Source organism: Acinetobacter sp. YH12134, from assembly GCF_013418555.1.
GTDB classification, from domain to species: Bacteria; Pseudomonadota; Gammaproteobacteria; order Pseudomonadales; family Moraxellaceae; genus Acinetobacter; species Acinetobacter indicus.
Genome location: NZ_VPBT01000013.1, coordinates 22,375 through 38,983, shown reverse-complemented (window position 1 = coordinate 38,983; position 16,609 = coordinate 22,375). Strand labels below are relative to the sequence as shown.

Below are 16,609 nucleotides of genomic sequence, written 5' to 3'. Positions count from 1 at the left end.
CCGGGTGAAACACGCTCACAGCCGAGTATTGACAGGTTGGAGGCGATTTTTCGCCTTTTTGCTATATTTTTCGTTAAGATAAAACAAAACAAATAAGTCGAGCACTACACATGATGTTTATTCTACTTTGGGGATTTATTTTACTGTTGGCCGTGGCGGTGATTTTTCTGATTTGGCTGCAGTTTAAAAACCAGCATGATCATTTGAATCGCCAAAGCGATAATCATCAGCTCGAAAACAAAGTCATCAGTCTTGAAGAGAATTTGAAAAAGACTTTAGAGATCATGCAGGATCTGGCCAAGAAAATGCACGTGCAGCAGGAAGCGCTAGATAAGTCGGCGCAGCGTATTCACCAGCTGGAAACCCAGAATGTTGAGCTGGTCAATTTAATTACTCAAGTGCTGGATCCGAATAAAGTCAAATAAGTCTTTTTTAAGCAGATGGACGCAGGGCAGAGGGAAGATGATTTTCATCTGCCCTGAAAAAAAGATGATGAGTTTGGGATGTGTCCAGCTCCTTTATCTTCTTCAGTAAAAACAGCTTTTACTCTCGAAACGACAGCTCCAGTCGGGCAGGATTGCAATGGAATTGATCAGACAGAGAAAATTATCAAATTTGCGATGCACAGCCCATTTGATCGTGCTAAACTAGGAGAAATCGGGTGTGCTCCCGATTTTTTTATGCGGATTTGTTCCGCGCAGACAAGAATTTAGGTTTACAACATGCCCATTTCAGAGACATGGTTATTACCTGATGGTGTAGCTGATGTATTACCAGAACAAGCGCAAGTCATCGAAACATTGCGCCGTAATTCACTGGATTTCCTCGCATCTCGAGGTTATCAGTTGGTGTACACGCCATTTATTGAATATATCGAATCTCTCTCTTCTCTTTCAGAATCGAATCAAGATTTAGACCTGGCCACGTTCAAGGTGATTGACCAGCTGTCTGGCCGTCTGCTTGGCGTGCGTGCCGATATGACACCACAGGTGGCGCGTATTGATGCGCATGTGCATCCGGTAGATGGTGTGGCGCGTTATTGCTACGCTGGTACGGTTTTGCATACCAAGCCACAGGGCTTTAATACCACCCGTGCACCTTTACAACTGGGTGCCGAACTGTTCGGTTCCGACAGTATTGATGCCGATGTGGAAATGGTTGACCTGATGATCAGCCTGATTCAGGAAGCCGGTCTGGCCGATGGTATCCATCTGGATTTAGGTCATGTGGGTCTGTTCCGCAGTCTGGTACAAAAAGCTGATCTGAACAAAGCCACTGAGCGTCAGTTGTCTGATTTATATCAGCGTAAAGCCTTGCCAGAACTGGCGGACTTTACCCAGGATTTAGCCTTTGGTTCAGATTTCTATGCGCTGGGCCGTTTTGCCAGTGATCTGGATGCACTGGAAGCTCATTTAAGCACCGATGTGCTGGCCAATGTGGAATTCAAACATGCCTTTGATGCGGTAAAAACCACCCAGGCAGAAATTCAGGCACGCTGGCCAAATCTGCATATCGGGATTGATGTGGTAGAACTGCGTTCGTATCACTACCATACCGGTTTAATGTATGCCGTTTATGCACCAAACCGTGCAGCACCACTGGCTCAAGGCGGCCGTTATGATGGTATTGGCCAGCATTTTGGTCGTGCCCGTCCGGCAACCGGTTTCTCTTGCGACTTATATGCGCTCAGCGCCGGTCGTTTCGAAGCCAAATCGGTGGTGGTTGCACCAAAGGGCAATCAGGCAGATTTATTGGCTGCAATTCAGGCCACCCGTACCCAAGGCTTAAGTGTAATTCAGTTATTGGGTCAGGATGATTTAAGCTCTGTACCGTATGCAACTCACCAGCTGGTGAATCGTAACGGTGAGTGGACGGTCGAAAAAATTTAATCGCCAGCGCATGTGTTCATGTCACATGCGCCTGGTTTTCAATTTTAACAGCATGATGTAATGAGGCTATTATGGGCAAGAATGTTGTGGTACTTGGTACCCAATGGGGCGACGAAGGTAAAGGTAAAATCGTCGACCTGCTCACAGATCAAGCGGCTGCGGTAGTACGTTATCAAGGCGGACACAACGCAGGTCATACTCTCGTGGTTGGTGGTAAGAAAACTGTATTACACCTCATTCCATCTGGTATTTTACGTGAAAACGTACTGTGCTTAATTGGTAACGGTGTGGTGCTTTCACCTGAAGCGCTGATCAAGGAAATGACCATTCTTGAACAGGAAGGCGTGCCAGTTAAAGAACGTTTACGTATTTCTCCAAACTGTCCATTAATTCTTCCGAACCACATTGCGCTGGATCAGGCACGTGAGAAAAAACGTGGCAATGCCAAAATTGGTACTACCGGTCGTGGTATTGGCCCTGCCTACGAAGATAAAGTGGCGCGCCGTGCAGTACGTGTGGCTGACCTGGTACGTGGCGGTGACGCATTACGTGCGCAGCTGGCTGAATTGCTGGATTACCACAACTTCCAGTTAACTCAATACTACGGTGTTGAAGAAGTTAAACTGGACGACGTGATTGCACTGTGTGACCAATGGCGTGAAGTGATTGCACCATTAGTGGTGGATGTAACCACTGAAATTCATAATTACCGTAAAAACGGTGACAACATTATGTTTGAAGGTGCGCAAGGTTCATTATTGGACGTTGACCACGGTACTTATCCGTACGTGACTTCTTCAAACACCACCGCGGGCGGCGTAAGCTCAGGTTCAGGTTTGGGTCCATTGCATCTTGACTATGTGCTGGGTATTACCAAAGCCTACACCACGCGTGTGGGTGCTGGTCCATTCCCAACTGAACTGGTTTACGACGCGGCAAATGACGTGGGTGATGCAATTGGTAAACACCTGGGTACAGTGGGTCACGAGTTTGGTGCATCTACTGGCCGTCAACGTCGTTGTGGGTGGTTCGATGCAGAAATCCTGCGCCGTTCAGTCGATGTCAACTCACTGTCTGGAATCTGCCTGACCAAGTTAGACGTATTGGATGGTTTAGAAGAAATTAAAATCTGTGTTGGCTATGAAAACACCGATTCAGGTTGTGTCGGTTCTTCTGACGCGCTGGCTTATGAAAACTTGAAGCCAATTTACGAAACCATGCCAGGCTGGTCTGAGTCAACTGTGGGTGCGACCAGTGTTGAACAATTGCCTGAAAATGCAATCAACTACATCAAGCGTCTTGAGCAGTTAATTGAATGTCCAATCGATATCATTTCAACCGGTCCAGACCGTGCAGAAACCATTATTCTGCGTCATCCGTTTGAAGCTTAATCGTTTAAGCTGAGATGAGAAAACCCTGTGCTTGCACAGGGTTTTTTATTTTTGGCCGAGAAAAATACTGCGCCATCTTGAGAATTCCCTGATTTTGTTTATAGTGCTAAGCACTTTCGAATAATTAGAGAACGTTATGAAATATAAGAACTTAGCCATTGGAATTATACTGGCAACGCATTTGACAGGCTGTGCCACTGTGGCAGAATTGGCTGGGGCCGATTCAGCGACCTTAAACTTAAACGCCAGCCAGAGCTATCAGCAAATGTTGCAGGAAGCCGAGCAGAAAAAGGTGCTAGATACCCGTTCTGCCACCTATAAGAAAGTCAATCGCGTGTTTTTAAAGATGAAGCCCTATGCCGACCAGATGAACCAGACCGGGCAGGCTTTTGAGTGGCAGGTGGCGGTGATTAAGTCACCTGAAATTAATGCCTATGTGGCTCCGGGTGGCAAAGTAGTGTTCTATACCGGCATTGTTGAAAACCTGAAACTGACTGACAATGAAGTCGCGGCGATCATGGGCCATGAAATGGTACATGCACTGGAAGAACATGCCAAAAGTAAAATTGGTGCCCAGACCCTGACCAATCTGGCGGTTAGTATTGGCTCGCAATATGTGGGCCAGTCGGTGGGTGGTTATGGTGGTTTACTTCTGGATTTAGGCAGTCAGTTTGGGGTAGGGTTGCCTTATTCGCGTAATCTGGAAAGCCGCGCCGACAAAGGCGGTTTACTGTTAATGGCCAAAGCCGGTTATGATCCGAATGCAGCCATTACGCTCTGGCAGAAAATGAATGCCAACGATGCGCGTGGAAATAGCGCCATGGCCAAGTTTATGTCGACCCATCCAAGTAATAATGACCGTATTGCCGCATTACAGCAGATGATGCCGGAAGCAATGCAGTATTACCGCGCTGCGAAGTAATTCAAGACTAAAGTTGCACACATCAGCACTGTCTATTCAGATGGTGCTTGCTAGAATAAAACACAGCAAAAACATTGGGTCAGGCAGGATGCATAAAAATATTTCAAGCACCATTTTCTATTCGTTATTATTTGCCATGGGCGGTGCACCGACCATTGCGATGTTGCTGATTCTGTTACAAAAGCATGATCCGAATATTATGTATCAGGCCTTTATTGGCCTGAGTGTGATTTTTGCCTGTATTCTGGTGCCGCTAGTGCTGATCCAAAACGCCTATTTATTCTATAAACGTACAAATCCGGCGCTGGAAGAGAAAATGGAAGTGGTTTCGCAGATGTATCTGGGCCTGAATATTTTCTGTCTGGTGTTCTGGATTTTCTATCAGTTTGTCTATTAAGGCCGTATTCCGCTTGTTGCTGCTGATGTATCTACAGTTTACACAGCACTGCCATTGTTTACATAAATGATATGATTATGAAGCCATTTCAGATTTAAAGCATTGAAATGATTTCATATAATTCATGAGTATGTGTATAGCCGAATGGCGGAGATTATTATAATGAACAAAAAATTGGTATTGAGTTTTTGTGCCGCAAGTGCAATCACTTTTTCAGGCTGTACCACCGTGGCCGATATGGCCGGTGCAGATACCGCAACCCTAAATGCAACCGCGGCGCAAAGTTATAGCCAGATGGTGCAAGATGCGCGTAACAAGGGGCAGCTGGACACCAGTTCAAGTACCTATAAACGTATTAACACGGTGTTCCAGCGTTTAACACCGGTTGCCAATCAGATGAACCAGACCGGTCAGCCATTTAGCTGGCAGTTGGCAGTATTAAAATCTGACCAGATTAATGCCTTTGTCGCGCCGGGTGGTAAAGTGGTGTTCTATACCGGTATCGTCAACAAACTGAACCTGACCGATGCCGAAATTGCTGCGATTATGGGCCATGAAATGGTGCATGCTCTAGAAGAACATGCCAAGAGTAAGATTGGCGCGCAGGCACTGACCAATTTGGCTTTAAATATCGGTTTAAGCGCAGCAGGCAGTAACGTTGGCCAGTTAGGTGCTGCAGCAGCACAATTGGGCGCACAGGTAGGTGTGGGCTTGCCATATTCACGTAATCTGGAAAGTCGTGCCGATGAAGGTGGTTTAATGCTGATGGCGCGTGGCGGCTATAACCCGCAAGCAGCAATTACTCTGTGGGAAAAAATGAACCGCTTAGAAGGTGGTGGTGGGGCATCGTTCCTGTCGACTCACCCATCGAACAGCCAGCGTATTGCAGCGATGCGTGAGAACTTGCCAGCTGCTCAGGCCATTTATAACCAGAACCGTCGTTAAGCCTCTGGGTTTAAAATGGATTTAAAAATGCCTCATATGATGAGGCATTTTTTTATGCATGAGGTTGATGGAATTTGATTGAAAGCCATCAAGGCGCTGGGTTAGGCTGCTGACGTTGAATCGCTTCAATACCTTGTAAAATGTCATCGGACAGATTGACGTCAAAGGCATCGATATTTTCTTTTAGCTGCTCCAGTGAAGTCGCGCCAATAATGGTACTGGTGACAAAGAACTGTTGCTTAATAAACGCCAAAGCCAATTGGGTTAAGCTGAGGCCATGTTGCTCGGCCAGTTGCGCATATTGCTCTGTGGCCCATTCACTTTCTGGATTGCTGTAGCGGCTAAAGCGTGAATACAGGGTGACACGCGCATTGGCCGGACGGGCGCCATGCCGGAATTTCCCGGTTAAGTAACCAAAGGCCAGAGGAGAATAAGCCAGTAAGCCGACGCCTTCATATTTGGCAATTTCCGACATGCCAATTTCATAGGTGCGATTCAGCAGGTTATACGGGTTTTGTACGCTGACAAATTTGCTTAAACCGAGTTTTTCCGCCAGATGCAAAAACTTCATGGTGCCCCATGGGGTTTCATTGGAGAGGCCAATATAGCGAATCCGGCCGTTCTGGATTTCCTGCTGCAATGCGGTCAGGGTTTCTTCAAGGTCGGTGACATGCTGCTGTGCATGGGCTTCGGTATTGCCATAACCCAGTTTGCCAAAGAAGTTGGTCGGGCGCTGTGGCCAGTGCAGTTGGTATAAGTCAATATAGTCGGTTTGCAGGCGTTTCAGGTTGCCATCCAGGGCAGTGCGAATATCGGTAGCGTTGTAACGGGTTTGACCATCACGAATATGGCTGCCGCCTTGAGCCGGTCCGGCAATTTTTGAGGCCAAAAACAGCTTGTCCCGTCCACCGCGCGTCTTGAGCCAGTTGCCAATCATGACTTCGGTGGCACCTTGAGTTTCTGGTTTCGGTGGCACCGGATACATTTCGGCGGTATCCCAGAAATACAGGCCACGTTCCAGCGCATAATCCAGCTGGGCAAAGGCTTCATCCTGGGTGTTTTGTTCACCAAAGGTCATGGTGCCCAGACAGATTTCAGGCAATAAAATACCGGTATCAGCAAGGGGATTGAACTGCATAAGATGTCCTTATTCAAAATATCATCAAGCGAATAGGGACTAGGCTAAACCATCGCAGGCAGACTGTTAAATCAATATTTTAGGTTAGTTTGTAAATATTTTTCACATAGCGAACAGGCATAAAAAAGGCAAATCCGAAGATTTGCCTTAAGCATGCTGCAGTTTAAGACTTATTCATCATCAAACTGTTCATCTGCTGCATCATTTTGCTCTAAAGAGGCATCAAAAATCAGAATGGCTTTACCATCAGTTTCGATCATGCCTTGTTCTTCCAGGGTTTTCAGAACACGGCCGACCATTTCACGTGAACAGCCAACAATGCGGCCAATTTCCTGACGGGTAATGCGGATTTGACGGCCATTTGGCAAAATCATGGCTTCAGGCTGCGCAGACAGGTCAATCAGACAACGCGCAATACGGCCTGAAACATCAATGAAGGCCAGATCGGTCACTTTACGCGTGGTATTTTTTAAACGGCGCACCAGTTGGGCAAATACCGCATAGCTTAAATCTGGATATTGCTTGCTGAGCTCGTGGAAGTTTTCATAAGTCACTTCGGCAATTTCACAAACGTCACGTGTGCGTACTTCTGCAGTACGTTGTGGATTTGCTTCGAATAGACCCATTTCCCCAAAGAAGTCACCCGGATTCAAATACGCCACAACAATTTCGCGATCATCATCTTCACGCAGAATGATGGAAACAGATCCTTTCAGAATCAAATAAAGTGATTTTGATTCAGACCCCGCATCAACAATTGTGGTCCGTTTCGGATAACGGTTGATATATGCACGTTTTAATAATGCCTTGACTGAATCTGGTAATTGACCAGGAGACAGGGCATCGGTGCTTAATTGTGAAAAGTTTGAAGTCATGCTAAAGGTTCCGAAAATGGATAAATAATAGATCGCACAAGACCTAGTATGAACTTGTCACACAGTAGAGATGAAATTCCTTATCAACTCAAATTATGTTAGTGTACAGGCACCTTGTAAATTTATAGTTTTTTTGAAGGACTTGCAATGCAAACGAGTGTTCATTGGCTAGAGAATGTTGCTTTTGAAGCAAAATCGGAAAGTGGCCATAGCGTGGTGATGGATGGTTCTGCCGAGTATGGTGGAGAAAACCGTGGACCACGTCCCATGGAGCTCATTTTAATGGGACTTGGTGGTTGTGCATCGTTTGATATTGTGACCATTTTAAAGAAATCACGTCAGGATGTGACTGGTGTGGTTTGTCAGCTGAAAGCAGAACGTGCCGATTCGATTCCGGCGGTGTTCACCAAAATTCATCTGCATTTTGTGGTGACAGGCAAGGCAGTCAAGGAAAAGCAGGTCGCCAAGGCAGTTGAATTATCCGCAGAAAAATACTGTTCAGCCAGCAAAATGCTGTCAGATGGTGGTGTTGAAATTAGCCACGATTTCGAGATTATCGAAGCAGAATAATCATGACTATAAAGTCATGTAAAAAGTCGGTTAATTACCGGCTTTTTTATTTTTCCATGGTTTTAGATCTCGCAAAAAATTGGCCGCAATGGGCAGAGCTCTCAAAATATGTGTTTCCTGTTACATAGGTCGCAGCTGCATTACTGTATAAAAATAATCCTGATGCTGACTTGAAATTGGCCGGTCACAGACCAATATTATAATTGAGTTATATCTGTTGCATTAAAATAACAATTTGAAAAATATATGAAAAATCATTTGAAATTGCCAAAAGTACTCCCATATATGTTTCAAGTAAAAAAATTGTTGTGAGGAATAACAAGAATGCGTTTTGAAAAATTTACAAATCGCTTACAGCAAGCTCTCTCCGATGCGCAATCGCTGGCGATGGGCAAAGACCATACCGCCATTGACGGCATTCATGTCTTGGCCACTCTGTTAGAAGAAGCATCCAATGTCAGCTTGTTACAGCAGGCCGGTGCCCAGTTGCGTGATTTGCAGAGCAAGTTGCAGCAGGCACTGAATGATGCGCCAACGCTAGCCAATCCGACTGGCGACATTAATTTAAGTCCGGAAGCGGTTAAAGCCTTAAACTTGGCCGATAGCTATGCCCAGAAAGCGGGCGATGAATTCCTGTCTACCGACTGGGTATTACTGGGCCTGAGCGAAGTTGGGGCCACTAAAAGCTTATTGAACAGTATCGGTGTCAGCGCAGACAGTCTGCGTCAGGTGATTTTAAAAATTCGAGGTGATGAAAAAGTGATGAGTAATAATCATGAAGATCAACGTGATTCACTCAATAAATACACTGTAGATTTAACCGAACGTGCGCTGGCTGGCAAGCTCGATCCGGTGATTGGTCGTGATGATGAAATCCGCCGTACCGTACAGGTCTTGTCACGTCGGACCAAAAATAACCCGGTACTGATTGGTGAGCCTGGGGTCGGTAAAACCGCAATTGTAGAAGGTCTGGCACAGCGTATTGTGAATGGTGAAGTGCCAGAAAGCTTAAAAGGCAAACGCGTGTTATCGCTGGACCTGGGTTCATTGCTGGCCGGTGCCAAATATCGCGGCGAGTTTGAGGAGCGTTTAAAAGCGGTCCTGAAAGATCTGGCCAAGCATGAAGGCGAAATCATCCTGTTTATTGATGAGTTGCATACCCTGGTTGGCGCAGGTAAAGGTGATGGCGCGATGGATGCCGGCAACATGCTGAAACCGGCGCTGGCACGCGGTGAATTACGCTGCGTGGGGGCAACCACGCTCGATGAATATCGTCAGTACATTGAAAAAGATGCCGCCCTTGAGCGCCGTTTCCAGAAAGTGCTGGTCGATGAGCCAAGTGTCGAAGACACCATTGCCATTTTACGTGGTCTGAAAGAGCGTTATGAAGTCCACCACGGGGTGAAAATTCTCGACTCGGCGATTATTGCTGCAGCGAAAATGTCACATCGTTATATCACTGACCGTCAGTTGCCCGATAAAGCCATTGACCTGATTGATGAAGCAGCATCGCGCATCAAGATGGAGCTGGACTCTAAACCGGAAGCGCTGGATAAGCTGGAACGCCGTCTGATTCAGTTAAAGCTGCAACTTGAAGCTGTGAAAAAAGATGAAGATGCCGGCAGCCGTGCAGAAGTCAGTCATCTGGAAAAACAGATCGAAGACGTCCAAAAAGACTATAACGATCTGGAAGAAGTGTGGAAGTCTGAAAAAACTCTGGTCGAAGGCACTAAGCAGATTCAGGCGCAGCTGGATCAGGCGCGTATTGCCTTGCAAAAAGCACAGCGTGAAAATGATCTGGGCGAGATGTCGCGTCTGCAATATGGCGTGATTCCGGAACTGGAAAAACAGCTGGCCCAAGATGAGCTGGTGGAAGAGAAAGAAGAACCGAAGTTATTGCGCAATAAAGTCACCGATAACGAAATTGCGGAAGTGGTCAGCGCAGCCACCGGTATTCCGGTTGCGAAAATGCTGCAAGGCGAGCGTGAAAAACTGCTGCAAATGGAAAGCTTCCTGCATCAGCGTGTGGTAGGGCAGGATGAAGCGGTGATTGCGGTATCCAATGCGGTGCGCCGTTCACGTGCCGGGTTGTCGGATCCGAACCGTCCAAGTGGTTCTTTCCTGTTCCTGGGTCCAACCGGTGTCGGTAAGACCGAGTTAACCAAAGCCTTGGCCAATTTCCTGTTTGACAGCGATGACGCCATGATCCGGATTGATATGTCCGAATTTATGGAAAAACATTCAGTCAGTCGTCTGGTCGGTGCGCCTCCGGGCTATGTCGGCTATGAAGAAGGCGGGGTATTAACCGAAGCCGTACGCCGTAAACCATATAGCGTGGTGCTGTTTGATGAGGTGGAGAAAGCCCATCCGGATGTATTTAACATCTTGCTGCAGGTGCTGGATGATGGTCGCTTGACCGACTCGCAGGGCCGTGTGGTGGACTTTAAAAACACCGTGATTGTAATGACCTCGAACCTGGGTTCAAGCGATGTGCGTGAACTGGGCGATAATCCAAGCCGTGATGATGTACGCAATGTGGTGATGGCGGCCGTGTCTGAGCATTTCCGTCCGGAGTTTATCAACCGTATTGATGAGCTGGTAGTATTCCATGCCCTGGAAAAAGCGCAGATTCGTGGTATTGCCGATATCCAGCTGGACCGTTTACGTGCCCGTCTGGCCGACCGCGATATCAAGTTAACGGTAGATGATTCTGCCTTTGACCAGCTGATTGAAGCCGGTTTTGACCCAGTTTACGGTGCGCGTCCATTAAAACGTGCCATCCAGCAACAGGTAGAAAATAATCTGGCGCAGAAAATTCTGGCCGGTGACTTCCAGCCGGGAGATACCATTGTGATTACGGCAGATGCAGGCCAACTGGATTTCCAGAAGCTGAAACTGAACTAATCCGCACACGGTTTATCTAAACTGTTTAATCAAAGACCTGGCTTCGGCCGGGTTTTTTTATGGAGGTATCTGCAGCAAAAAGCCGGGCAGATGTAGCGATTCACTCTGCAAAGTAAGTCCACGCTGGATGATGAGTGACAGCGTAAAGTTTCCGATGTAAAAGAAGCCTGCTATGGGGTAGCAGGCTTTTTTATTGCTGATCGAATGAATTGCGAATAGAAAAGGATCAAATCATCCTTTGCCATTCACCGTCCTTGCCAATCACATTTTAGATTTGTGGATGCTGGATTTTCCAGGCGCGGTGAATCTTCTGGTTACGCTTGAAATCTGGACCAATGGTTTCATGGCTGATTTCCTGAATATCAAACAGCGCTGGCAAGGTTTCATCCATTTCAAAACCGCGATAGTTGTTCGAGAAGTACAGGGTGCCTTCTGTGGTTAAACGGTTCATGGCGCGTTTAATTAGCGAAACATGGTCACGTTGTACATCAAAGGTGCCGTAGAATTTTTTCGAGTTAGAGAAGGTGGGCGGATCAATAAAGATCAGGTCATATTGCTCATGACCTTCTTTTAGCCACTCAAAACAGTCGCTGGCAAAGAACTGGTGTTGTTCATCGGTATGGTCGACGGTTAAGCCGTTTAAGACAAAGTTTTCTTTGGACCAGTTTAAATAGGTGTTGGACAAGTCCACACTGGTGGTACTGGCCGCGCCGCCTAAAGCGGCATGCAAACTCGCCGTTGATGTATAGCTGTACAGATTGAGGAAATGCTTGCCTTTAGCTTCTTTGGCAATGCGTAAACGAATCTGGCGATGGTCCAGGAATAGGCCGGTATCCAGATAGTCGGTGAGGTTAACCAGAATCTTGGCCTGACCTTCCTGCACAATAAAGCGTTTCGATGCGGTACTTTGTTTGGTGTACTGGTTTTTACCTTCCTGACGGGCACGGGTTTTAATAAACACAGCATCACGGCCTAAACCGGTCACGGCACGAATCGCTTGTAGCGCCAGGTTAAAACGTTTTTTGGCTTTTTCCGGATCAATTTTTTTCGGTGGTGCATATTCCTGCACATGCAGACGATCACCATATAAATCGACCGCGACATTAAAGTCTGGTAAATCGGCATCATACAAGCGCAGGCAGTAAACGTTTTCTTTAACCGCCCATTTCTTTAAAGCCTGCATGTTCTTTTGCAGACGGTTAGTAAAGTCTTCGGCATCTTCAATTGGTTCAAACTGCTGTGGCTGCCAGTCGGCCAGGAACGGTTTTACCACGGCTGATGGTTTGACCGTACCAAAGCGAATGTAAATTGGCAGCTTACCATTCATTAAACGCAAGGTTTGCGGCTCATTAAATGCCAGCACATCGGCCTGTTCCACCTGAGCTGCAATGACAGCAGCAGACTGGTTCGGGAAATGTTTTTGTAGCAGGGCTGACAGACCTAAATATAAGGCACGGTTCGAGGCTTTATCACCCAGACGCTCACCATACGGCGGGTTGGTCACCACAAAGGCAGTTTTGCCTTCGGCCTGAAAATCTGGCCAGTCTGACAAGGTGCGTTCTTCAATCTGGATATGATCGAGCTGACGTTCAAAACCGGCAGCAATAATATTCTGCTTGGTGGCTTTGACTGCTTCCCAGTCGGCATCAAAAGCATAGAATTTTGGCAGTGGCTGTTCCAGCGCCTGTTGATGACGCTCATCCGCTTCTGCCTTTAATGACATCCACAGTTCATGGTCATGGCCATTCCAGCCATTAAAGCCAAAACGGCGTACCAGACCTGGCGCACGGTCGGTTAAAATCAGCAGGGATTCAATAATAAAGGTGCCTGAACCACACATCGGGTCCAGAATAATGTCCGGATTTTTTTCTTTGAGTTTGGCTTTTTGCAAAATTGCCGCGGCCAGGTTTTCTTTAATTGGCGCATCGGTCATAAAGCGGCGGTAGCCACGTTTATGCAGCGAATCACCGGACAAGTCGAGGCAATAGGTATGCTCGGTTTTGCCGGCCAGAATATAGAGGGTAATTTCCGGTTGCTTGGTGTCGATACTTGGACGGCGGCCTACCGCTTCCATAAAGGAATCGACCACACCATCTTTGGCGCGTAAGGTGGCAAACTGGGTATTGACCTTGATTTCGCGTTCCACATGCAGGCGAATGGCAAAGGTGCTTTGTGGTGCAAAAATCAGTGACCAGTCGAAGCTGATTGCACCTTCATAAAGCTCTTCAGCTACATCACGTGCGTCGTGATGGTGTTCCAGCTCATAAGTGTGAATTGGCATTAAGACACGGGAAGCCAAACGTGACCACATACAAATGCGATACGCCTGTTCCAAGCTGCCTTTGAAAATTAAACGACCCGGTAAACGTTCAATATTTTGAACCCCTAAACCTTCTAATTCCTCTTGAAGCAAGGTTTCAAGTCCATCTGCACAGGTGACCCAGTATGTAGAAAGACGCGGTTTCGAATGCATGTAAATTTCCAAAAGCAACAAAGCAATCTAATATTTTAACGTATTTTCACGGCTTTGGGCGGATGTTGTGCTGAAGATATACAAGATTTATTTGTACTAAAACCCACTTAAATTTGATCCATTTTCTATGCCTCCCAACGGTTGGTATATATTTTGCACAATAAATAATGATAACGAAAAATGACCTTAATTTTAAAATTGGAGAACGGGGAAAATATGCGAGTCGAAAGCAGTGATCAGTTAATTGCCCACAATGAAGCCTTTTCAGTGGCCACCTTATTGTATACACGTTTACGCCGGGTCAGCGGCAGGGTAATTGATGCCTTGTATCTGGTCGATCATCCGGGCTATGCCAAAGATGTGATTGAGCTGGCCTTAGCCACGGGAGATGCTGAATTAAGCCGTTATGCCGAACGGCTGACCAGGCTACTGGATTTAAATGCACCGTTGCTGAACCCGTTAGATGAGGTCATCGACGAGCAGGTTGAACCAGAAATTACCGAGGAGGAAATTTACCGGGCACAGGTGTCGCATCATTATATTGGCGCCTTGCGTTAAAACCGCCATCATCCGCATCAACAAGCTCTCGATTCTGAGGGCTTTTTTTTATCTATCTGCAAAAATAGCCTAAGCAATATTGATCAAAACCGGTTGAATTATCCTGTTGAATTTATGGTAATGATTGAAGAAAACTTGATTCACTGGCAGGAAAAGGGCTTTAAATGTTGAAATCTTCAGCGCCATCTTAGGGGAATCTCTGTATAATACGTTGACTTAACGTATAAGGAATCTCTCATGCACTTGGCGGCATTGCATACTCCGAGCCAGATTCAACTCAATAAAGATGGAAATCTAAAACATTTCATCACCATCGAAGGGCTTTCCAAACAAACCCTCACCAAAATTTTGGACACCGCGCAGTCCTTTTTTAATGACCAAAATCAGCTCATCACCAACAACCTGCTGGAAGGTCGTACAGTTATGAACCTGTTTTTTGAGAATTCAACCCGTACCCGCACCACCTTTGAAGCTGCAGCCAAACGTCTTTCGGCCAACGTGCTTAACATTGACATTGCCCGTTCCAGTACCTCTAAAGGCGAAACCCTGCGCGATACGCTGTGGAATTTAGAAGCCATGGCCGCCGATATTTTTGTGGTGCGTCATTCCTCTTCAGGTGCAGCGCATTTTATTGCCAAGGATGTCTGTCCAAATATCGCGATTATTAATGCCGGAGATGGCCGTCATGCGCATCCGACTCAAGCGATGCTGGATATGCTGACCATTCGCCGTGAAACCAAAAAAGACTTTGCTGACATGAGCATTGCCATTATTGGCGATATTAAACATTCGCGCGTGGCACGTTCTGATGTGGCGGCGTTACAAACTTTAGGTTGTAAAGATATTCGCGTGATTGCACCGAATACCTTGCTGCCATTTGGTTTTGAGGAATACGGGGCCGATGTACGCCTGTTTAATAAAATGGAAGATGGCATCCGTGATTGTGATGTGATTATTACCTTGCGTATCCAGAATGAACGGATTGATTCACCGGCGCTGTCCTCACCGGCAGAATTCTACAAAATGTATGGCCTGAACAAAGAGCGTCTGGCGCTGGCCAAACCGGATTGTATCGTGATGCACCCGGGACCGATGAACCGGGGTGTGGAAATTGATTCCAGCATTGCCGATGGTCCGCAATCGGTGATTTTAAATCAGGTGACCAATGGTATTGCGGTGCGTATGGCTGTGCTGGCACTGGCGATGCAGGGTCAGTTGCAGGAACAAGGTTTAATTGAAGCGATTGCGGTATAAGGAATCAGTCATGCGTATTGTAAAAATTGAAAATGTCCGCGTTCTTGATCCAATGCAAAAGACTGATCGCGTGCAAACGGTATATCTGGAAAATGGCAAGCTGGTTGCAGAAACAGCAGATGTGACTGAAACCATTGATGGACAAGGCAAATGGCTGATGCCAACCATGGTTGATCTGTGCGCGCGGATGCGTGAACCGGGTCAGCAGCAGCATGGTACTTTAAAATCAGAAGGCAAGGCGGCACGTGAAAACGGTATTCTGCACGTGTTTACCCCACCAGATTCCAAGCCGATTGTGCAGGACAATGGTGCTTTGATTCACGGTCTGGTCGAAAAAGCCATGCTGGATGGTGGTATTTATTTACAGGTGATTGGCGCACAAACCCAAGGCTTGCAAGGCAAACAGCCTGCCAATATGGCCGGTCTGAAAAAGGGCGGCTGTACTGCAGTTTCCAATGCCAATGCATCCTTTGCTGATGATGATGTCGTGATTCGCACGCTGGAATATGCAGCCGGTCTGGACCTGACCGTGGTGTTCTATGCCGAAGAACCGCAAATTGCCAAAGATGGCTGTGTGCATGAAGGTTTTATTGCTTCACGTCAGGGCTTGCCTATGATTCCGGCGCTGGCCGAAACCGTAGCCATTGCCAAATACCTGTTGATGATTGAAGCGACCAAAGTCCGTGCGCATTTCGGTTTGCTGTCCTGTGGCGCTTCGGTCGAGCTGATTAAAATTGCCAAAGAAAAAGGCCTGCCAGTAACCTGTGATGTGGCGATGCATCAGCTGCATCTAACCGATCAGGTGATTGATGGCTTTAACTCGCTGGCGCATGTGCGTCCACCGCTACGTGCTGAAAAAGACAAAGAATTGCTGCGTCAGGGCTTAAAAGATGGCGTAATTGATGCGATCTGTACCCATCATGAACCCTTAAGCAGTTCGGCCAAAATGGCACCGTTTGCTGAAACCTTACCGGGCTTTACCGCTTTTGATACCTTTGTGCCCTTGGGTGTGCAACTGGTTGAGGAAGGTCTGTTCAGTCCATTGGAATGGGTGCATACCGTGACACTGGCACCGGCGACGGTTGCGCAAATGGCAGATCGCTGGATGCAGGAAGCCGGCTGGATTCTGGTTGATCCTGAACTGGAGTGGACGCTGGACAAAGACAGCATTCTGTCCCAAGGCAAGAACACGCCACTGATTCAGCAAACCGTGAAAGGCAAGGTAATTCAGACTTTCCTGGCCTAAATTCGCCTGTTCAAGAGCCAGCATTTGCTGGCTTTTTTTATGTTTTA

At 46.9% G+C, this 16,609-nt stretch carries 14 protein-coding genes; 11 read left to right on the top strand and 3 right to left on the bottom strand.

Annotated elements, in window-relative coordinates:
• The first annotated feature begins 110 nt into the window (after positions 1-110).
• From FTU69_RS08905 to FTU69_RS08880, 6 genes are all read left to right on the top strand, one after another.
• The gene (locus FTU69_RS08905; protein ID WP_005177014.1) at positions 111-425 is read left to right on the top strand and encodes a hypothetical protein; all 315 of its coding nucleotides are present in this window, start codon (positions 111-113) and stop codon (positions 423-425) included.
• 297 nt (positions 426-722) lie between these two features.
• The gene (locus tag FTU69_RS08900) at positions 723-1,889 is read left to right on the top strand and encodes an ATP phosphoribosyltransferase regulatory subunit (protein WP_180103759.1); all 1,167 of its coding nucleotides are present in this window, start codon (positions 723-725) and stop codon (positions 1,887-1,889) included.
• Positions 1,890-1,960: 71 nt separating this feature from the next.
• A complete protein-coding gene (locus FTU69_RS08895; RefSeq protein ID WP_005177019.1) occupies positions 1,961-3,280 on the top strand; it encodes an adenylosuccinate synthase in 1,320 nt (439 codons plus the stop codon).
• Between the two features lie 136 nt (positions 3,281-3,416).
• Positions 3,417-4,202: a M48 family metallopeptidase gene (locus FTU69_RS08890; RefSeq protein ID WP_168381845.1), complete on the top strand. Its 786-nt coding sequence runs from the start codon at positions 3,417-3,419 to the stop codon at positions 4,200-4,202.
• A gap of 88 nt (positions 4,203-4,290) precedes the next feature.
• Complete coding sequence (locus FTU69_RS08885; protein ID WP_180103758.1) at positions 4,291-4,599, top strand: hypothetical protein; 309 nt, start codon at positions 4,291-4,293, stop codon at positions 4,597-4,599.
• Between the two features lie 162 nt (positions 4,600-4,761).
• Entirely contained in the window at positions 4,762-5,544 is a 783-nt protein-coding gene (locus FTU69_RS08880) for a M48 family metallopeptidase (protein ID WP_005177027.1), read from the top strand.
• An 88-nt stretch (positions 5,545-5,632) separates the two neighbouring features.
• Here FTU69_RS08880 and FTU69_RS08875 read toward each other — a convergent pair whose 3' ends face one another.
• Both FTU69_RS08875 and crp read right to left on the bottom strand, forming a co-directional pair.
• Entirely contained in the window at positions 5,633-6,682 is a 1,050-nt protein-coding gene (locus tag FTU69_RS08875; protein WP_180103757.1) for an NADP(H)-dependent aldo-keto reductase, read from the bottom strand.
• Positions 6,683-6,852: 170 nt separating this feature from the next.
• Positions 6,853-7,557, bottom strand: coding sequence for a cAMP-activated global transcriptional regulator CRP (crp, locus tag FTU69_RS08870; RefSeq protein ID WP_005177031.1), 705 nt, complete (start codon positions 7,555-7,557; stop codon positions 6,853-6,855).
• Positions 7,558-7,704: 147 nt separating this feature from the next.
• Here crp and FTU69_RS08865 point away from each other — a divergent pair, with 147 nt between their 5' ends.
• Both FTU69_RS08865 and clpB read left to right on the top strand, forming a co-directional pair.
• Complete coding sequence (locus FTU69_RS08865) at positions 7,705-8,127, top strand: OsmC family protein (protein ID WP_005177032.1); 423 nt, start codon at positions 7,705-7,707, stop codon at positions 8,125-8,127.
• A 324-nt stretch (positions 8,128-8,451) separates the two neighbouring features.
• Positions 8,452-11,031, top strand: coding sequence for an ATP-dependent chaperone ClpB (clpB, locus tag FTU69_RS08860; RefSeq protein WP_005177034.1), 2,580 nt, complete (start codon positions 8,452-8,454; stop codon positions 11,029-11,031).
• Positions 11,032-11,299: 268 nt separating this feature from the next.
• Here the strand turns inward: clpB and rlmKL are convergent, their stop codons facing one another.
• A complete protein-coding gene (rlmKL, locus tag FTU69_RS08855) occupies positions 11,300-13,504 on the bottom strand; it encodes a bifunctional 23S rRNA (guanine(2069)-N(7))-methyltransferase RlmK/23S rRNA (guanine(2445)-N(2))-methyltransferase RlmL (protein ID WP_180103756.1) in 2,205 nt (734 codons plus the stop codon).
• Between the two features lie 216 nt (positions 13,505-13,720).
• On the opposite strand from rlmKL, the gene FTU69_RS08850 reads away from it, so the two are divergent.
• The 3 genes from FTU69_RS08850 (at position 13,721) to FTU69_RS08840 (ending at position 16,562) form a co-directional block, all read left to right on the top strand.
• Complete coding sequence (locus FTU69_RS08850) at positions 13,721-14,062, top strand: hypothetical protein (protein WP_016658379.1); 342 nt, start codon at positions 13,721-13,723, stop codon at positions 14,060-14,062.
• Positions 14,063-14,299: 237 nt separating this feature from the next.
• On the top strand, positions 14,300-15,316 hold the full coding sequence (locus FTU69_RS08845) for an aspartate carbamoyltransferase catalytic subunit (protein ID WP_005177046.1): 1,017 nt from the start codon (positions 14,300-14,302) through the stop codon (positions 15,314-15,316).
• Positions 15,317-15,326: 10 nt separating this feature from the next.
• Positions 15,327-16,562 (top strand): dihydroorotase, encoded by a 1,236-nt coding sequence (locus FTU69_RS08840; RefSeq protein WP_075174772.1) that lies wholly within the window; start codon positions 15,327-15,329, stop codon positions 16,560-16,562.
• Positions 16,563-16,609 lie beyond the last annotated feature (47 nt).

Excerpts from the sequence above, each read along its gene's own strand:
- FTU69_RS08900 (WP_180103759.1), top strand. The coding sequence starts at position 723 with ATGCCCATTTCAGAGACATGGTTATTACCTGATGGTGTAGCTGATGTA.
- crp (WP_005177031.1), bottom strand. The coding sequence starts at position 7,557 with ATGACTTCAAACTTTTCACAATTAAGCACCGATGCCCTGTCTCCTGGT.
- FTU69_RS08850 (WP_016658379.1), top strand. The coding sequence starts at position 13,721 with ATGCGAGTCGAAAGCAGTGATCAGTTAATTGCCCACAATGAAGCCTTT.
- FTU69_RS08845 (WP_005177046.1), top strand. The coding sequence starts at position 14,300 with ATGCACTTGGCGGCATTGCATACTCCGAGCCAGATTCAACTCAATAAA.
- FTU69_RS08875 (WP_180103757.1), bottom strand. The coding sequence starts at position 6,682 with ATGCAGTTCAATCCCCTTGCTGATACCGGTATTTTATTGCCTGAAATC.
- rlmKL (WP_180103756.1), bottom strand. The coding sequence starts at position 13,504 with ATGCATTCGAAACCGCGTCTTTCTACATACTGGGTCACCTGTGCAGAT.
- FTU69_RS08895 (WP_005177019.1), top strand. The coding sequence starts at position 1,961 with ATGGGCAAGAATGTTGTGGTACTTGGTACCCAATGGGGCGACGAAGGT.
- FTU69_RS08885 (WP_180103758.1), top strand. The coding sequence starts at position 4,291 with ATGCATAAAAATATTTCAAGCACCATTTTCTATTCGTTATTATTTGCC.
- clpB (WP_005177034.1), top strand. The coding sequence starts at position 8,452 with ATGCGTTTTGAAAAATTTACAAATCGCTTACAGCAAGCTCTCTCCGAT.
- FTU69_RS08865 (WP_005177032.1), top strand. The coding sequence starts at position 7,705 with ATGCAAACGAGTGTTCATTGGCTAGAGAATGTTGCTTTTGAAGCAAAA.
- FTU69_RS08905 (WP_005177014.1), top strand. The coding sequence starts at position 111 with ATGATGTTTATTCTACTTTGGGGATTTATTTTACTGTTGGCCGTGGCG.
- FTU69_RS08890 (WP_168381845.1), top strand. The coding sequence starts at position 3,417 with ATGAAATATAAGAACTTAGCCATTGGAATTATACTGGCAACGCATTTG.
- FTU69_RS08880 (WP_005177027.1), top strand. The coding sequence starts at position 4,762 with ATGAACAAAAAATTGGTATTGAGTTTTTGTGCCGCAAGTGCAATCACT.
- FTU69_RS08840 (WP_075174772.1), top strand. The coding sequence starts at position 15,327 with ATGCGTATTGTAAAAATTGAAAATGTCCGCGTTCTTGATCCAATGCAA.